At 44.1% G+C, this 15,379-nt stretch carries 15 protein-coding genes; 8 read left to right on the top strand and 7 right to left on the bottom strand.

Going from position 1 to position 15,379, the window contains the following annotated elements:
- Positions 1-69: 69 nt before the first annotated feature.
- The 3 genes from ACLIIY_RS05880 to ACLIIY_RS05870 form a co-directional block, all read right to left on the bottom strand.
- Entirely contained in the window at positions 70-1,017 is a 948-nt protein-coding gene (locus ACLIIY_RS05880) for an LpxL/LpxP family Kdo(2)-lipid IV(A) lauroyl/palmitoleoyl acyltransferase (RefSeq protein WP_434528295.1), read from the bottom strand.
- Positions 1,018-1,383: 366 nt separating this feature from the next.
- Positions 1,384-2,322, bottom strand: coding sequence for a LysR family transcriptional regulator (locus ACLIIY_RS05875; protein ID WP_005443476.1), 939 nt, complete (start codon positions 2,320-2,322; stop codon positions 1,384-1,386).
- A 130-nt stretch (positions 2,323-2,452) separates the two neighbouring features.
- Positions 2,453-3,313, bottom strand: a complete 861-nt coding sequence (locus ACLIIY_RS05870; protein ID WP_434528294.1) for an SDR family oxidoreductase — start codon at positions 3,311-3,313, stop codon at positions 2,453-2,455.
- Between the two features lie 151 nt (positions 3,314-3,464).
- Between ACLIIY_RS05870 and ACLIIY_RS05865 the strand changes: the two genes are divergently transcribed.
- The 3 genes from ACLIIY_RS05865 to ACLIIY_RS05855 all read left to right on the top strand — a co-directional run bounded on the left by ACLIIY_RS05865 (position 3,465) and on the right by ACLIIY_RS05855 (position 7,055).
- Positions 3,465-4,376 (top strand): LysR substrate-binding domain-containing protein, encoded by a 912-nt coding sequence (locus ACLIIY_RS05865; RefSeq protein ID WP_434528293.1) that lies wholly within the window; start codon positions 3,465-3,467, stop codon positions 4,374-4,376.
- 96 nt (positions 4,377-4,472) lie between these two features.
- Entirely contained in the window at positions 4,473-5,102 is a 630-nt protein-coding gene (locus ACLIIY_RS05860) for a LysE family translocator (RefSeq protein WP_434528292.1), read from the top strand.
- A 525-nt stretch (positions 5,103-5,627) separates the two neighbouring features.
- The gene (locus ACLIIY_RS05855) at positions 5,628-7,055 is read left to right on the top strand and encodes an APC family permease (RefSeq protein WP_180825194.1); all 1,428 of its coding nucleotides are present in this window, start codon (positions 5,628-5,630) and stop codon (positions 7,053-7,055) included.
- 94 nt (positions 7,056-7,149) lie between these two features.
- Here ACLIIY_RS05855 and ACLIIY_RS05850 read toward each other — a convergent pair whose 3' ends face one another.
- The 4 genes from ACLIIY_RS05850 to ACLIIY_RS05835 form a co-directional block, all read right to left on the bottom strand.
- The gene (locus tag ACLIIY_RS05850; RefSeq protein ID WP_005442747.1) at positions 7,150-7,482 is read right to left on the bottom strand and encodes a DMT family transporter; all 333 of its coding nucleotides are present in this window, start codon (positions 7,480-7,482) and stop codon (positions 7,150-7,152) included.
- 153 nt (positions 7,483-7,635) lie between these two features.
- Positions 7,636-8,316: a hypothetical protein gene (locus ACLIIY_RS05845; RefSeq protein ID WP_080642196.1), complete on the bottom strand. Its 681-nt coding sequence runs from the start codon at positions 8,314-8,316 to the stop codon at positions 7,636-7,638.
- 192 nt (positions 8,317-8,508) lie between these two features.
- Positions 8,509-9,006 carry a GNAT family N-acetyltransferase gene (locus tag ACLIIY_RS05840; protein WP_434528291.1) on the bottom strand — a complete coding sequence of 166 codons (498 nt, stop codon included), beginning with the start codon at positions 9,004-9,006 and terminating at the stop codon, positions 8,509-8,511.
- A gap of 2 nt (positions 9,007-9,008) precedes the next feature.
- A complete protein-coding gene (locus tag ACLIIY_RS05835) occupies positions 9,009-9,410 on the bottom strand; it encodes a hypothetical protein (RefSeq protein ID WP_009704283.1) in 402 nt (133 codons plus the stop codon).
- Between the two features lie 352 nt (positions 9,411-9,762).
- On the opposite strand from ACLIIY_RS05835, the gene ACLIIY_RS05830 reads away from it, so the two are divergent.
- The 5 genes from ACLIIY_RS05830 (at position 9,763) to ACLIIY_RS05810 (ending at position 15,275) form a co-directional block, all read left to right on the top strand.
- Positions 9,763-10,065: a DUF1330 domain-containing protein gene (locus ACLIIY_RS05830; protein ID WP_434528290.1), complete on the top strand. Its 303-nt coding sequence runs from the start codon at positions 9,763-9,765 to the stop codon at positions 10,063-10,065.
- 1,046 nt (positions 10,066-11,111) lie between these two features.
- On the top strand, positions 11,112-12,053 hold the full coding sequence (gene metA / locus ACLIIY_RS05825) for a homoserine O-acetyltransferase MetA (protein ID WP_005442735.1): 942 nt from the start codon (positions 11,112-11,114) through the stop codon (positions 12,051-12,053).
- 149 nt (positions 12,054-12,202) lie between these two features.
- Complete coding sequence (gene pilW, locus ACLIIY_RS05820) at positions 12,203-12,931, top strand: type IV pilus biogenesis/stability protein PilW (RefSeq protein ID WP_032801970.1); 729 nt, start codon at positions 12,203-12,205, stop codon at positions 12,929-12,931.
- Positions 12,932-13,288: 357 nt separating this feature from the next.
- Positions 13,289-14,884, top strand: coding sequence for a S41 family peptidase (locus tag ACLIIY_RS05815; protein ID WP_434528289.1), 1,596 nt, complete (start codon positions 13,289-13,291; stop codon positions 14,882-14,884).
- The gene (locus tag ACLIIY_RS05810) at positions 14,868-15,275 is read left to right on the top strand and encodes a hypothetical protein (protein WP_038894019.1); all 408 of its coding nucleotides are present in this window, start codon (positions 14,868-14,870) and stop codon (positions 15,273-15,275) included. Before ACLIIY_RS05815 ends, ACLIIY_RS05810 begins: the two co-directional genes overlap by 17 nt.
- Positions 15,276-15,379: the final 104 nt, after the last annotated feature.

The raw sequence follows: 15,379 nt of genomic DNA, 5'->3' as shown, positions 1-15,379 counted from the left end.
ATCAATCAATCAATCAGAAATGAATCGACAGATAAAATAAAGCCCAGAACAAATGTCTGGGCTCGTAGGTTACATCGCAGGTACAAGTTGGGGTCTATATAAACAACATTCTCCATCCGGACGAGTTTTAAAGCGACGATGCAGCCACATGTACTGCCCAGGGCATGCCATGATCGACTTCTCGACAATCTTGTTTACGAACGCTGCCGCTTGGTCTGGGTCGTTTTTAGGGAAACCTTCAACTGGCGCACTAATGGTTAAAGTGTATTGCCCATTGCTTTCACGAACCATAGTAAATGGCACAATGGCACAATCCGTAGCATCCACCAGCAAACTGGTTCCCGTTGTTGTACAGGCACGCTTTACCGCAAACAAAGGCGCAAACGTCGATCGACGTGTACCATAGTCATGATCCGGTGCGTACCAAACACGCTGGCCTGTCTTCAGTGCTTCCAGCATGCCCTTTACATTTTTGCGGTCAATCAAAGTACGATTCGAGCGAGAACGTCCTTTGTATTGGAAGTAGTCAAAACATGGGTTGTTGTTTGGGCGGTAAACACCAGAACCCGACTTTTGGATCCCAAATGCTCGCGCACCAAGTTCTAGATTCATGGAATGCACTGCTAACATCAGAACACCTTTGCCTTGTTGTTCTAACGCTTCGATATGTTCCATCCCTTCGATGTTGACGTGCTTACTGACACGTTTGTCTGACCAAAACCACGCCATCGCGGTTTCAAACAGCGCGATACCCGCGTTATCGATGTTTTCTTTTATTATCGTCTCACGCTCTTGGTCGCTCATGTCTGGAAAACACAGCTCTAAATTACGTTTGATCGTGACTTGCCGTTTTTTCATTAATCGCATCGCAATGCGACCAATTCCGCTTCCTAGCGCGAGTTGTACACGAAATGGAAGGAGGCTAAGAAGGTACATGATGCTAATAATGATCAATGTACCCCAGTAGCGAGGTGCCAAAAATTCTGCCTTGAATTTTGGTGCTTTGTGCTTATTCATGAGTGTGTCATCAGACGAATTCGTCTATAAAAATCCTTAAAAACAACGATAAATACGAAAAGTTATTATCATTGACTGTGCTTATTAAAAACTAAAGCGCGCGGAGTGTAGGCCTCTTTGATACGCTACACAATAAGAACTTTTGGAGATTGCGGGCGACTTTATCAAATCTAAGAGAAATGCCGTGATTTTCGTCGAATTGTAATAAAAATGCGGCTTACTGTACTGACAGCAAACGGTAATTCCACCGCAGCGAGTAATTGCGTTTCGAGATATGAATGTTGAAAGAGTGAGCGTCCCGAGAGTGTCTCTATCGTCTATCGCCCAATAAAAGGAAAAAGGGAGCGAAAAGGCTCCCTTGTTGAGTCAGTTTTTAAGTACGCTTTGTTCCAATAAACCATCTTTAACCAGTTCAGTAAGAATGACTTTAGTTTTTTCTCTGAACAGATCACGCAGTAATCTTACGGTTGGCGTAATTGATTGTCGGCTCGGACAAATCAGCCACAGTTCCGTTGGTGTTGGTTTGTATTCACTCATGACATTCACTACGTTGCCTTTTAGCAAATCTTGCGACATATCTAAACACGATTTGATAGCCAAGCCCTTTCCAGAGACACACCAACGTCGGACTAAATCGCCATCATTGGAAGCTCGATTGCCTTTGAGTTTGACCTTGTGTTCACTATCACCGTCACTGAATCCCCAAACATCCTGCAACGTATCGTGGAGTTGATACAACAAACCATTATGTTCGATTAAGTCTTGTGGGTGCTTAGGCGTTCCATGTTCCGCAAGATATTCTGGTGTTGCGCATAATAACCTTGGCACATTGCAGATTTTAAACCCATACATGCTGGAATCTGTCGGTGCACCGTAACGCAGTGCCATATCGACAGAGTCTCGATAGAAGTCCACGTTGCTATCACTGATGTTGCTTCTCAGCGTCACCTGCGGATAACTGTCCATAAACTCATCGAGCCAAGGAGTAACTAAGTTTCGTCCTAAATCGGAAGAAAGCGCGATTCGCACTTCCCCATCAATAATGTCGAGATCTTCACGCATGTTCTGTTTCGCGTGTTCTAACAGTTCGAGTGCTTTCTCACACTGAGGAAGATAACGCTCACCCGCACTGGATAAACGTAAATGGCGCGTAGTCCGCACAAACAACTCTGCCCCTAAAGAAGCTTCGACTCTTTTTACCGCCGCGCTGGCCGTGGCGGTTCTCATATCTAATGCGGTCGCGGCTCCTGTAATGCTACGAAACTCAGCGACTTTGAGCACTACTTGAAGATCTTCAAGCAACATATTATCTAATCCTATTTGATAATCTCTTGATGATTATAAAGCTTTAGAGAAGATAAGGTTGTTTGAAATCTCACATTCAAAAAACGACAAAGGGAGCACTTGGCTCCCCTGTCATTAAATTCTTAGGATGTTATTTCTCAATGGCATGCGCAAATTCATTCGCAAAGTCATCGAAGTTGCGTGCTGGCTTACCAGTCACTTGCTCAACGGTGTCTGTCACTTCTGTGTAAGCTCCTGTCCCAAACCAAGCCATGATTTCAGCCAACGCATTGGCGAACCATTCATCCATCCCTGCTTCTTTCATCGCTGCGGCGGCGTCTTGTTCAGAAACAGCCACATATTCGATTTGCTTGCCTGACGCTTGAGAGATCACTTCCGCTTGCTGTGCAAAAGTCAGTGCTTCAGGGCCCGAAAGTAAATAGGTTTGGCCATCGTGACCTTCTCCAATAAGCGATTCAACAATCACTGCCGCTACATCACGAATATCCACCACACTTTGTTTAGCGTCACCAAGCGGTAAGAAGAATTTCCCCATCGCATTAATGGTCGCTAGGCTACCGTAGAGGTTCTGGAAAAAAGAGTTCGGCTGAATAATGGTCCAAGCCAAACCTGATGCTTTGACTAAATCATCGGTGACTACATGGGTACGAATGATTTCTGAACCAGCATCACTCTTAGCCCCCATGCCCGATAGCTTAACAACGTGCTCAACATTCGCTGCTTTTGCCGCCGCAATGACGTTCTCCACCCAAAGCTTGTTGTCTTGATGAATCGGCATAGAGACGTAAATACGTTTTACACCCTGCATCGCTTTTTCCATCGCAGCAACGTCTGTAAAGTCACCTTCACGAACTTGTTCTGGCTGAAGATTCATGGTTGCTGTTGACTTGGCATTTCTTACCATGACACCAAAATTTGCGCCTGTTTGTTGTAGTTGACGAACCACTTCTGAGCCTGTGTTACCTGTTGCGCCTAAAACTAGAATGTCCATGATGTTCTCCTACCGAGATTGAGCGTATGTTCTGTGTTTGCAGCATGCCGCTGCGGTATGGAGTAACTTTAGTTAATCCCGTAAAAATTGACTAGATAGCTAATCTGGGCTTCACTATCCCATATTCGGGATGAAGAAAAATAGAGTTAACATGAAAGAGATATCAGCCTTGCCTTTATTTGCGCGCGTCATTGAGCTCAATAGCTTTGCTGAAGCGGCAAGGCAACTCAATGTGCCGACAACAACCGTGAGTAGGAAGATTCAGCAGTTGGAAGCAGAGCTTGGCGGCAAGTTGATTAATCGCTCCACTCGCTCATTGTCGCTCACTGAACTCGGCCAACAAGTCTTGCCCAAAGCACAGTTAATCGCAGATACGGTCAGCGAGCTTTATCATGAAGCCGAAGATGCCGCGAGCAAGCCGATTGGCACACTCAATATCACTGCACCTCGTGCACTCAGCCAGAACCTACTCGCCTCCCTATTTGCGGAGTTTCAAGCACGCTATCCCACGATTAAGATCAACCTTGCTTCGTCTAATCGATATCAGGATATGACGAAACAGAGTTTGGACTTCGCCTTTCGTTTAGGCCCATTGAGCGATTCTTCTTTGGTGGCGATTTCGCTCTCTCCCGTGAAGTATGTTTTGGCCATTTCAAACGCTCTGGCTAACGCTCTACCCAAGTTCGAACACCCGCGTCAATTGAATGCAGCGCCGTGCATCCGCAATCACGTGGAGGGCTACTTTTTACCTTGGCGGTTTAGCTTGAAAGATGAAGTAGTCGAAGTGACCGAAGCTGGCAGTGTCACAACCGATGATTTCTTTGTTAGCAAACAACTTTGCTTAGACGGTGCAGGCGTTTGTTATCTGCCAAAGTCTATGCTCTACCAAGAATTGCAAACCCAAGAGCTCACGGTGATTTTGGATGATTGGGTCCCCCAAGATAAAACCATGCTCTTGGTATATCAGGACAGAAAACACTTACCGCAGAAGTCGCAATTGTTTATCGATTTTATAAGAGAGAAAAAGTCTTATATCGAAGCGTTTTTATCCGGTCAAAACTGACGATGACGTCGCACTCTAATCGTTTGTTTTTCAACACATGCGGGTGTAAAGTCTCGCCATAATAGCTATGAGACATTCTCTTTAATTGGAACAAGTATGAACTTCGACATCTTGTTGGCGTTTGGCGGCATCGTTTTCTTTCTGGCTGTGATACCCGGCCCTAACGCTTTGCTGATTTTGTTTACAGCCCTGACGCAAAGCCGCCGCTTCGCGATAGCCAATATCCTTGGCGTGGCGCTAGGCTTTCTGATCCATGCGTTTGTATCGGCGAAAGGTTTAAGCCTGCTGCTTTCTCAGTCCGCGTTAGCATTTAATATTTTAAAGTGGATGGGTGTCACTTACTTGGTATGGCTGGGGATCAATAACTTGAAAAGCGGCCTTAAGTTGGCAGACCAAAAGCTAAAGCTCGACCGCAAGATAGAAGAGCAGACGCTGAAACAAGCCTTTGCGAAAGGATTACTGACCAATCTTCTGAACCCAAAAATCGTGTTGTTTTACCTATCTATCTTCCCTCAGTTTGTGCAACCTGAACACATTCTGGAGCAAAGCATGATGTTGGGTGCACTACAGGCAAGCATCGTCGCGAGTTGGTTTTTGTTTGTGATCTTCTTTGCCACCAAAGTGAAAGCACTGCTTACGTCTTCCAAAACCAGTAAGTGGCTGAACTACGTGAGTGGTGGGCTGTTTATCTTCTTTGGTATTGGGTTAGCCAACACCCGTTTTTAGCTCCCAATGACAGACACAAGAAACACGCTCTAGGGCGTGTTTTTTAATACTGCTCTATTAGCCAAAAACCGCGGCCAATACTAAGATCCCGACAAATAACACCGCCACCAATCCCAGCAAATAAGAGAGTTTTCCGGTGCCACCTTTTGGCGCTTGATTACAACATCCCATGGTTTTCTCCGCTTTCTAAATCACTCTAACTGCCCTCAATCTAGACCTTCCCCCAAGGTTAGAGTCAAACAATGGCGTATTTCGACCAAATTTCTAGGATTCTGGTAATAAATAATTCGCTATAAACACATTTCTTAATATGCATTTTTTAACGCAATCTTGCGTTTTTTGACCAGAGCAAACGTTTAAATTGATTACGATTAAACCACTGAGATTTCGGTTCATTTTTGAGTAAATACATACCATTTTTGGCTATATACCGGCAGATTCGTGCAGCCCTACAATACGCCCGTCTTACTTGTAGCACGCGGGTTCTCCGTCCGAGACACGTGGCTCAATAATTAAAGGTATCGAATGAGCAATATCGCCAAATCCGCCGTCAAACTCAGTGTCTTTTCTGTCATCATGATTACGGTTACTTCCGTCGACAGTATAAGGAACATTCCGGGTGCCGCCTTATTTGGTAGTCACGCCATCTCTTTCTTCTTACTGGCAGGTCTTTGCTTCTTCGTCCCTACGGCATTAGTGTGTGCAGAATTGAGTACCACCTACCCGCAACAAGGCGGTGTATATCTGTGGGGTAAAGAGACATTAGGTCCAAACTTTGGCTTTGCGACCGTGTGGTATCAGTATGCTGAAAACATCGTGTACTACCCACCTCTCATCTCGTTTATCGTCGCAACCGGTGCGTATCCTTTCTTCCCTGAACTAGCCCAGAACAACATCTTCATGTTGATCATGATTAACGTGATTTTCTGGGCGCTGACGTTGGTGAACATCTTCGGTCTGCGTTTGTCTTCGCTCATTACCAATGTGTTCGGTACACTTGGACTTATCTTCCCTATCCTACTGATCATCGGCCTAGGTGGTTACTGGGCTTACACTAATCCGAGTGAATCGCATATCTCACTTAGTCATGCATCTGACTGGTTACCTGATTTCTCACAAGATGGCATTGGTGCTGGCTTTACCGCGGTTGTGCTTTCTCTAACAGGGCTTGAGATCACCACCTCTTACGCGAGTGAAGTCGATAATCCCCAAAAGACTTATCCAAAAGCACTTATTGCTTCAACCGTGTTGATTCTGGTTTCTCTAACCGCGTGTTCGCTTTCCATCTCTTCCGTAGTATCGAGCGATCATTCAAGCCTAAGCGAAGGGGTTATTCTGGCGTTCAAGGCGTTCTTCGATGATTTGAACATGTCATTCATGCTGCCAGTTATCGCGCTTGCGATTGTATTTGGTAGCTTGGCGAGCCTGAATAACTGGATCATTGCACCAACTAAGAGCTTACATGTCGCTGCGAAAGACCATTTCATGCCGCTGACATTATCAAAAGAGAACAAGAACCAAGCGCCAGTTCCACTTCTGTTGCTGCAAGGCGCGATTGTAAGTGTGCTTTCTTTGGTGTTCATCTTGGTGCCAAACGTGAACCAAGGCATGTGGCTGTTGAATATTCTGATGACTCAACTCTACATGGTGATGTACATCTGTATCTTCGTTAGCTTCTTGGTCTCACGCCGTAAACACGCAGATATTCAGCGTCCGTTCCGTGTGCCTGGTGGCAAGTTCGGTATGATGTTGGTGGCGACGCTAGGCTTGGTTAGCTGTCTGGTGACCATCTTCGTTTCATTCGATGTGCCAGCGGGTATTAGTGCTCAAACAGGCGCCTCTGCTTTGATTCTTGGCTTTATCGCCTTCAGTTTGCCAGCAATTGGTGCCGTAATGTACCGCAACCGTAAGCGTCGCCGAGAAGGCCAATTGATTGAGGCGATGGCGAATTAATCGCATCCATGTCTCTTTACATAGCCAAAGAGTGTTTCTTCAGATAGCAAAAAGCCGCGAACTATTCGCGGCTTTTTGTTGGTAAATCTATGGATTAGTGACCGACGGTCTTAGACAGCAAGTTCACAATCATAACGCCAGTAAGAATGAAACCAATACCAACGAGTGCAGCAAGGTCGAGTTTTTGTCCGTATAGGAAGTAACCGACAGCAGCCACAAGTACAATCCCCGCCCCGCTCCAGATCGCATATACAATACCAACTGGCATGCTTTTTACGGTCACAGACAGTAGGAAGAAAGCGATACCATAGCCGATGATAACCACGGTGCTCGGCATCAATTTAGTAAACTGTTCTGTCTTTGGAATAGAAGAAGTCGCAATCACCTCACACACGATAGCAATAGACAGCGCAACCAGTGGAGGCATAGAAACAAGCATTTTGAACATAAGGCAAACAACGCTCAATTAACCTGAACTCGATGACATATCGAATCTCTGAGCGGCGCATTATAATCAAAATCCGTCAGTACGCTATAAAAAGTGATGCAACTCACATTTACACCAGCGTAATAATCGCAGTTAGAAGTCGGTCTCTTCCAAATTGATCACGCAGGCAGACGCGTCATTTCTGGCTGTGAGTAACGAATCTGGGTCCGCATACACGATGTTGTCCAACCCTAACTTTTGCATATCATCAATGTGATACATCCAAGCTGCATTGCTGGTATCACAACCTGCTTTGTGTAATTTTTCACGTTTGTTCAAGTGTCCAAACATGGTGATCTTTGGATTTACCGCCACCAGCGCAAAAAAGGCTTCTTCGTGCTGACGCCACAAACTTAAGGATTGATGCCATTGTTCGAGTTCTTGTTGATCAAAGCCATCGGTGTCCCATTCATCTTGCATCGCGCCACCAAACCAAAGCACTTCTGAGCCTTTCATAACCAAAGTACTCGGTGCCGCTGTTAAAACATAGTTCGCACAGGCAGAAGCGCACGTTCCATTGACGATTAAATGAACCTGATTGTTGTAAACCCAGCGTCCTAGTTCCATCGCTGGTCGATACTCGCCTGAGTCGCTGTCTATCATCAAGGCAACAACACCATGCGGTTGAACGTTGGCAAGCTCGATGGCTTCTCGCACGCTCTCCGCGGTTATTTCGCCATTAAAGTAAAGTGTTCGCCCTTCCATGTAGATATCATCAGATAAACTGCACGCTGATAACCCAGTGAGCGTGAGTGCACCTAGCCACTTTCGCATATCTCTCTCCATGATCTTCATTCCAAAACTCGACATCCAACTTCAAATGAGTATTGAACAAGTTGAATAAAAACGACGGAGAAAGTGGCACATTTTTGACCAACGTCAAGATATGCACATTGTTACTTATAACCTATTATTTTTTAGCGAATGGCGATTTAAATTGCACTAACGTGGGGGGGATGAAAGATATCAAGAACTTAGCTCGGATGACTCCCAAACCATAATGATAGTCTGGACTCCGTTGTGAGAAGTGTTATGCAGAGGACGGAAACCGTATTTCAGATACAAGGCTTCATTATGCGGCTCGCATTGCAGAAACAATTTTGGAATGCCAAGTTGAAACACGTGATTTTGTGCACGAACGACCAGCGCAGCAGCATAACCTTTACCTCGTGATGAGGCATCGACGTAGACTCCACCTAACCAGTGCTCATACTCAGGGAAATGAATGTTCTCTCGGATCTTGAGTTCAGCGACTGCTACAAGGTCATTGTTTTCGTCATGAACCAAAAATGAAAGTGGAAATGCATGGCGGCTATTGGCTTTGAGTAAAACCTTCTCGCGAACTTGAGCGGGCGTCACACCAGGGACAGTGTAAGCCCACTCATCAAAGTACCATTGTGCAATAAGATCAGACTCATGGGGGAAGTCAGCGAGAAAGTTAATTTGGAATGCCCTTTCTGCCACTATTAATAGCCACCATCTGCACTATCGACCACAGTCGCTTCATTGCCAACATCCGCTTTGGCATGGTTAAAATGATGCTGCTGTGAAAGCTCAAAGTAGATGTGCATATCAATCGGTTCTGGTGTGTTGAGAAGCATTTTGCCAACCTCCCGTTGGAAATGGCCGTAATTGCCAAGCTCCTCTGTTAAACCTAACTGCTCATAGCTTGCCAAGCTGGTGAACATACCGTAAGCGTATTGATAACGCGTCATGTCTTCCAACTTGTCGTGCCCAAGTTCGGCCAACGCTTGGTCGACTTCGTCTGGCAGATAAACGTCCTTATCGCCAAACTCCCTAAGCAAGACGTTAGGAACTTGATGTGCAATGCTCTGAATGGTCTCTTTTCTTTTAAACATACCGAACATAATGTCCTCCACTGACGATGATTTTCCATACAACGTATTTAAGTACGTGCTGGCGAGCCAATTAGTGTCTTTATTGGTATTAAGGCTCAAAATTTATACTAACTCGATCTCATAATTCTCTTCAAACGCAACCGTATCCGTTACACAAAAATGTACTCAGAAATATTGCCGCAATCACAATTGCGGAGCGTCAGTTTGAGTCGACAATTCATACCAATTGAGCAATAACCCTGAATCGATTTGGATTTTCAATGGAATCTAAAAAGTGTTTCGATTCCGCTCTCTCTTATCGAAATGACCAGACTGCATTAAGCTAAATTTCATCGGCTAACGTGCAATCAAGGAGCATACCGTGACTTACTATTCAGTATTAGATGTAACCCCTACAGCCCAAGACTGGGTACCTGCTTATGTCAGCGTCTCGAACGCACTGGTGGAAAAACACGGTGGCAAGTACATCGCACGAACCAACGTGCACGAACGACTAGAAGGCAACGGTGAAGCACCGGCACTTCGCATCATTATCGAATGGCCTTCTCGCCAAGCAGCACTCAACTTTATGAATGACCCAGAGTATGTACCTCACCTAAACGCTAGAACCGCAGGTTCAATCAGTAATCACTACTTGATCGAAGGTAATGACCAACTGGCATAAGACACATAAAAAAAAGCCCAGCGAACGCTGGGCTTTTTCCGGTTTATATCAACAAGGTGAGTTTTCACTGCATCAACAGAAATAGTTTCAATATCATTATATTATTCCTGCTATCACCTTTTAATAAACCACCTACACTAACTGACGTGTTAATGAATGATGCATAATGTATGATTCTCAATCATCAAAATAGCTCCAACGTTAAGAATCAAAAACTTTGTCATTGATATGTTTATATCTCATAACTAACTTACAAGCCTATATTTTATTTCTAATTTAATCTTATCAATCTTTGTTCGCTTTAAATTACACAATATCTAAATAGAGTTCTTATCTAAGGCTCATCCTAATTGTGATATAAGAGCGTTGAAAACGGTGTCTAACAACGTAAGTAGGTGTTGATGATAAGATCCAAGTTCATTGGCCTCTAGCGCTTAGACCTCCTGCCCCACACTGATTAAACTTCAAGAAAACTCAGCGCTCTCTACCGACTCAACTTACTAGTAAGATCATTATTCGGCTTTTTCCTACAATAACTTTTAGGGGTTGTTATTTCCTATAAATTCAAACTTTAATTTATTGCTTCATTAATTTCAATCTTACACAGTCAAATTCCAGTTACTACAAGTTAGTTGTTAGCATATCATTCGATAAAAGACAAAGTAACTTGTCATAACCTTTAACAAGGCATCACATAAAAACAAGAGTTAGAATATAATCTAACTAAATTAAATGAATTAATAATTTTAATTATCTTACATCGGCATAATTTAACCTTCCGGATTATTAGCGCAATCAAGTATTCACTTACTGAAAATAAGTGATTGGAATATTTAAAATTAGAACAGTTCGACTTAGGTTTTTTATTCTAAAGAGCGCTATTCTCATATGTAGAGTCTCTTTTGTATGTTTGGCTCCTGTGTGAGATGAAAGTAGGAACAAAAGAAATCCCGTTCAAAGTCACATTTCATGTCGACATCCGTCAGTAATTACGTTAGCTTTAGAAGTATAGACGTCTAAAAAGTTAAGCTTAGGGAGAGAAAGCCGTGCCAATTAGAATTCCAGATCAGTTACCCGCTAGCGATGTATTAAGGACAGAGAACATCTTTGTGATGAGCGAAAGTCGAGCGGCGAGTCAGGAAATCCGTCCATTGCGAGTGCTTATTCTCAATTTGATGCCAAAGAAGATTGAGACAGAAACTCAGTTTCTTCGCCTACTTTCTAATAGCCCGCTTCAAGTGAACGTGGAGCTGTTACGAATCGATAATCGCCCAAGTAAGAACACACCAACGGAACACCTGGACACGTTTTATCGTCAATTTGAAATGGTAAAAGGCAAGAACTTCGATGGCCTTATCATTACTGGTGCTCCATTAGGTTTGGTTCAGTTTGAAGATGTGATTTATTGGGATCACTTGAAGACCATTATGGAGTGGGCAAAAGATCACGTCACGTCCACACTTTATGTATGCTGGGCTGCACAAGCAGGTTTGAAGCTTCTATACAACTTGCCAAAGAAAACACGTAAAGAAAAGCTATCAGGCGTGTACCATCACTCTATCCATCATCAGTACCACCCTCTTCTGCGTGGTTTCGATGATACGTTCTTAGCACCACATTCTCGTTATGCAGATTTCTCGCCGGAGTTTTTAGAAGAACATACGGACCTCGATATTCTCGCAACGTCCGATGTCGCGGGTGTTTATCTAGCAACCACAAAAGACAAGCGTAATGTGTTTGTCACTGGTCACCCAGAATATGACTCTCACACACTCCATAACGAATACATTCGAGATTTGGGCGAAGGGATGGAACCTGCTATTCCAATCAATTATTACCCGAATAACAACCCAGACAATCCACCTTGTGCGAGTTGGCGCAGCCATGGACATCTGCTGTTCTCTAACTGGTTGAACTATTGCGTTTACCAACAAACTCCGTACGATCTGGATCATTTCAGCGAAGACGCCTTCACTAAAGACGACTAACTGCCTGAATTTAGAGTGTGAACTAAGCCGCCAACTGGCGGCTTTTTTGTATCAGTTTGCTAACCTGATCGCATAGTATTTTTTCCCCAATAGGCTTTTGCATCGTAATTCATATCATGCTGTGTGAATCAGGGATGTGGGGCATATATATGAAGCTTGGAAAACTCGGTGCATTAGTGTTAGCAAGCCAGCTAGGTTTGGTTGGGTGTGTTACCGTCAATGAAGATGGAAACAGTCCAGTTGTGAAAGCCGATCCGGTTTCTATGGCAGAGTCTAGAATCGCTCTCGGTCTCGGCTATTTAGAGAGTGGCAGTATGATCCGAGCACACGATAATCTGCAGCAAGCCCTTACCCACGCACCTAGCTACTATCGAGCACAACTTTCGATGGCGCATTACTACGAAACCGTAGGTGAAGATTCAAAAGCAGCACAGATGTACAAACGCTCTCTTCGCCAGCATCCCAAAAATGGTAACGTACTGAACAATTACGGCACCTTCCTGTGTAAACAAGGCGAATACAGCCAAGCAGATAAAATGTTCAATCGTGCGATCGAGCAACCTTACTATTACCTTATCCCTGCGAGTTACGAGAACGCCGGATTTTGTGCACTAAAGTCGAATCAAGCTGAAAAGGCAAAGTATTACTTCGCTCGCGCTATCGACCATGACCCTCACCGTCCTAAATCTATCCTTCAGTTAGCTAAGTTAGAGATCGACAGCGGGAACTATACCGATGCACGTATTCGCTTGATGCGCTTTAACCAAATGTACGGGGTCAAGAAACCCTCTCTCCGCTTAATGGTGGAACTAGAACGCGCTGCGGGCAATGAAGCCTTAGAGCGAAAGTATCAGTACCAACTCGATCAAATTTCTTAACTCCATAAACTCAAAGAGTCGACCACAAAGCGTCGACTCTCGTCATGCTCGGACTGTTTGCCTAGCATTCTTCTGTCGTTCAATGCTTTTCTAAAGCCACTTTCAATCGTCTAAAATTACAGAAGTGTCATCGTGAATTTTCGCGTCAAAAATAGCACTAACTTGCTATTTATTAATGAATTTTTAGATTTAACTAAATTAGTAAACTGAATTTTTACTCTAATTTATATGACACCAATCACACTAATTTGCTTAGTGTTTGCACAGCAACGAACAAGATCTATACATTCGAGTGGCTTATAGGCAATTTATTAAAAACAATTCAAATCTATAAATGTCACAGAAATAAGGAAATTTATGTTGAAGTATAAGAACACAGCGTTGGTGGCAACTCTCCCTCTTCTATTGTTACAAGGCTGTGGAGGCGGCGGTGACAATGGAAATAGCTCTAGCACTGCAGTCGGCAATAACATAACCTGGTCAGCAGGAGACTTCTCTACCCCGGCTAGCGAGTTTGCGAATAAATGTAGCATCGCTAGAACAGGTATTGACCCATACACAGGGGATTATTATCCAGACCAAACAGGTTCAGCACTGCAAGAAAAAATGTTCTTACGTGCCTTCAGTAATGATACCTATCTTTGGTATGACGAGATCCCAGATATCAACCCGGACAACTTCCCTACCGTTGCGGCTTATTTTGATTCGCTGGTAACGACAGAAAGAACGGCTTCTGGCCAATACAAGGATCGATTCCACTTCACTCGCTCTTACGACGATTTCATGAAATCACAACAAGCGGGTCTTGTTGCTGGTTTCGGCTTTAACTGGAAATTCGTTCAAAGCTATGAACCGCGAGAAATCATCATTTCTTACACAGAAGATAACTCTCCAGCCTCTTCAAATGGCGTTGCTCGAGGCGACAAGCTATTGAAAATCAATGATGTTGATGTTGTGAACACCTCTTCGAGCTCTGAGATTGATTTCATCAACAATACGCTTTTCTCTCCTACGCTAGGTCAAAACTACACCTTCACGTTTGAAACCGTTGATGGCGCTCCGAAGGTGGTGACTCTGACATCGGCAGATGTCGCAACAAGCCCAGTTCGCAATGTAAAAGTCATCGACAACAACGGAACAAAAGTCGGTTACATGCAATACAACGCTTTTGAAGTGACTGCGCAACAGCCACTTATCGATGCGTTTAATCAGCTGTCAGCTGCGAACGTTGATGAGATCGTGATGGATTTACGCTACAACGGTGGTGGTTTAGTTTGGCAGTCTGCGCAAGTCGGCTACATGTTGGCTGGCACACATTCTAATGCCACTTTCGCTGAGCTGATTTACAACGACAAGATCATGAACTCTGGCAAGGTAGAAAATAACGTTTATAACTTTGTCGATACTGAAATTGATTGGGGTAAAGGTATCTTGACTGACATTGCCCTACCGACATTAAGTGCGAAACGCGTTTACGTTCTAACGACTGACAACACCGCGTCCTCAAGTGAACTTCTTATCAATGGTCTTCGTGGTATTGATGTCGAAGTGGTTCAAATTGGTACCACGACAACGGGTAAGCCATACGGCTTCTCTCCAGAGCAAAACTGCGGCAACATGTACTACACCATTCAATTTAAGTCTTCGAATGCTAAAGGATTTGGCGATTTTGCCGATGGCTTTACACCTACAGCAAAAAATCTTGTATCGTCTACTATTGGTATAGATGACAAAGTGGAAGGCTGTATTGTGGCAGACGACTTAACCAAACCATTGGGTAACAGCTCTGAAGGCATGCTATCTGCAGCGCTAAACTACATGAACACAGGAACTTGTCCTCCTGCGCCTGCTGTGGCGGCAGCTCCAAGAGCGATGCCTATGCTAGGTGGCACTCCACTTGATAAAGGGATTGATCCACTTCGACAAGAGGCTATTCATGTCAAAATTAACTAGAACAAAAGCAATAATTACCGGAGCGGGTATCAGCGTGATGCTAATGGGTTGCTCTTCTTCAGGTCACAGCGATGATGCAGTCAATGCACTAAGCATTAAAACGTCTGCAGACACCGTGACTGAGATCCAACAAGCAATCACGACAATTCAAGGCAACCAAGTGCCGCCCAAAATTGCGTCAAATACCTTCGAAACAAACTCACATTTGTTGATCGTTTCTGGGCAATTGATGGAGAGTTACAACATGCCATTGAACGGCGCAGAGACAGAATTGCCCGATCAATACACCTTGCAACTTCGTGAAGAGGAATGTGGCGTTTATTACGAGAAAGACGACAAGTTTGTCCCTCTAACCAACATACAATGCCGACCTAACCCGATTCAGGACTAAACAAAAAACCCGCCGTTACTTTATTCAAAATAACGGCGGGCTTTTCTCATTGTTCATATTCAAATCAAACGAAATCTTACGATTCGAATGACTCAGTCTGAAGC

The organism is Vibrio sp. K4 (assembly GCF_051122595.1).
Lineage (GTDB): Bacteria > Pseudomonadota > Gammaproteobacteria > Enterobacterales > Vibrionaceae > Vibrio > Vibrio owensii.
This window is presented reverse-complemented; position numbering and strand designations above follow the sequence as displayed.

What these genes read in the sequence shown, in the direction of transcription:
- ACLIIY_RS05880 (WP_434528295.1), bottom strand. Translation starts at nt 1,017, where the DNA reads ATGAATAAGCACAAAGCACCAAAATTCAAGGCAGAATTTTTGGCACCT.
- ACLIIY_RS05875 (WP_005443476.1), bottom strand. Translation starts at nt 2,322, where the DNA reads ATGTTGCTTGAAGATCTTCAAGTAGTGCTCAAAGTCGCTGAGTTTCGT.
- ACLIIY_RS05870 (WP_434528294.1), bottom strand. Translation starts at nt 3,313, where the DNA reads ATGGACATTCTAGTTTTAGGCGCAACAGGTAACACAGGCTCAGAAGTG.
- ACLIIY_RS05865 (WP_434528293.1), top strand. Translation starts at nt 3,465, where the DNA reads ATGAAAGAGATATCAGCCTTGCCTTTATTTGCGCGCGTCATTGAGCTC.
- ACLIIY_RS05860 (WP_434528292.1), top strand. Translation starts at nt 4,473, where the DNA reads ATGAACTTCGACATCTTGTTGGCGTTTGGCGGCATCGTTTTCTTTCTG.
- ACLIIY_RS05855 (WP_180825194.1), top strand. Translation starts at nt 5,628, where the DNA reads ATGAGCAATATCGCCAAATCCGCCGTCAAACTCAGTGTCTTTTCTGTC.
- ACLIIY_RS05850 (WP_005442747.1), bottom strand. Translation starts at nt 7,482, where the DNA reads ATGCCTCCACTGGTTGCGCTGTCTATTGCTATCGTGTGTGAGGTGATT.
- ACLIIY_RS05845 (WP_080642196.1), bottom strand. Translation starts at nt 8,316, where the DNA reads ATGCGAAAGTGGCTAGGTGCACTCACGCTCACTGGGTTATCAGCGTGC.
- ACLIIY_RS05835 (WP_009704283.1), bottom strand. Translation starts at nt 9,410, where the DNA reads ATGTTCGGTATGTTTAAAAGAAAAGAGACCATTCAGAGCATTGCACAT.
- pilW (WP_032801970.1), top strand. Translation starts at nt 12,203, where the DNA reads ATGAAGCTTGGAAAACTCGGTGCATTAGTGTTAGCAAGCCAGCTAGGT.
- ACLIIY_RS05815 (WP_434528289.1), top strand. Translation starts at nt 13,289, where the DNA reads ATGTTGAAGTATAAGAACACAGCGTTGGTGGCAACTCTCCCTCTTCTA.
- ACLIIY_RS05810 (WP_038894019.1), top strand. Translation starts at nt 14,868, where the DNA reads ATGTCAAAATTAACTAGAACAAAAGCAATAATTACCGGAGCGGGTATC.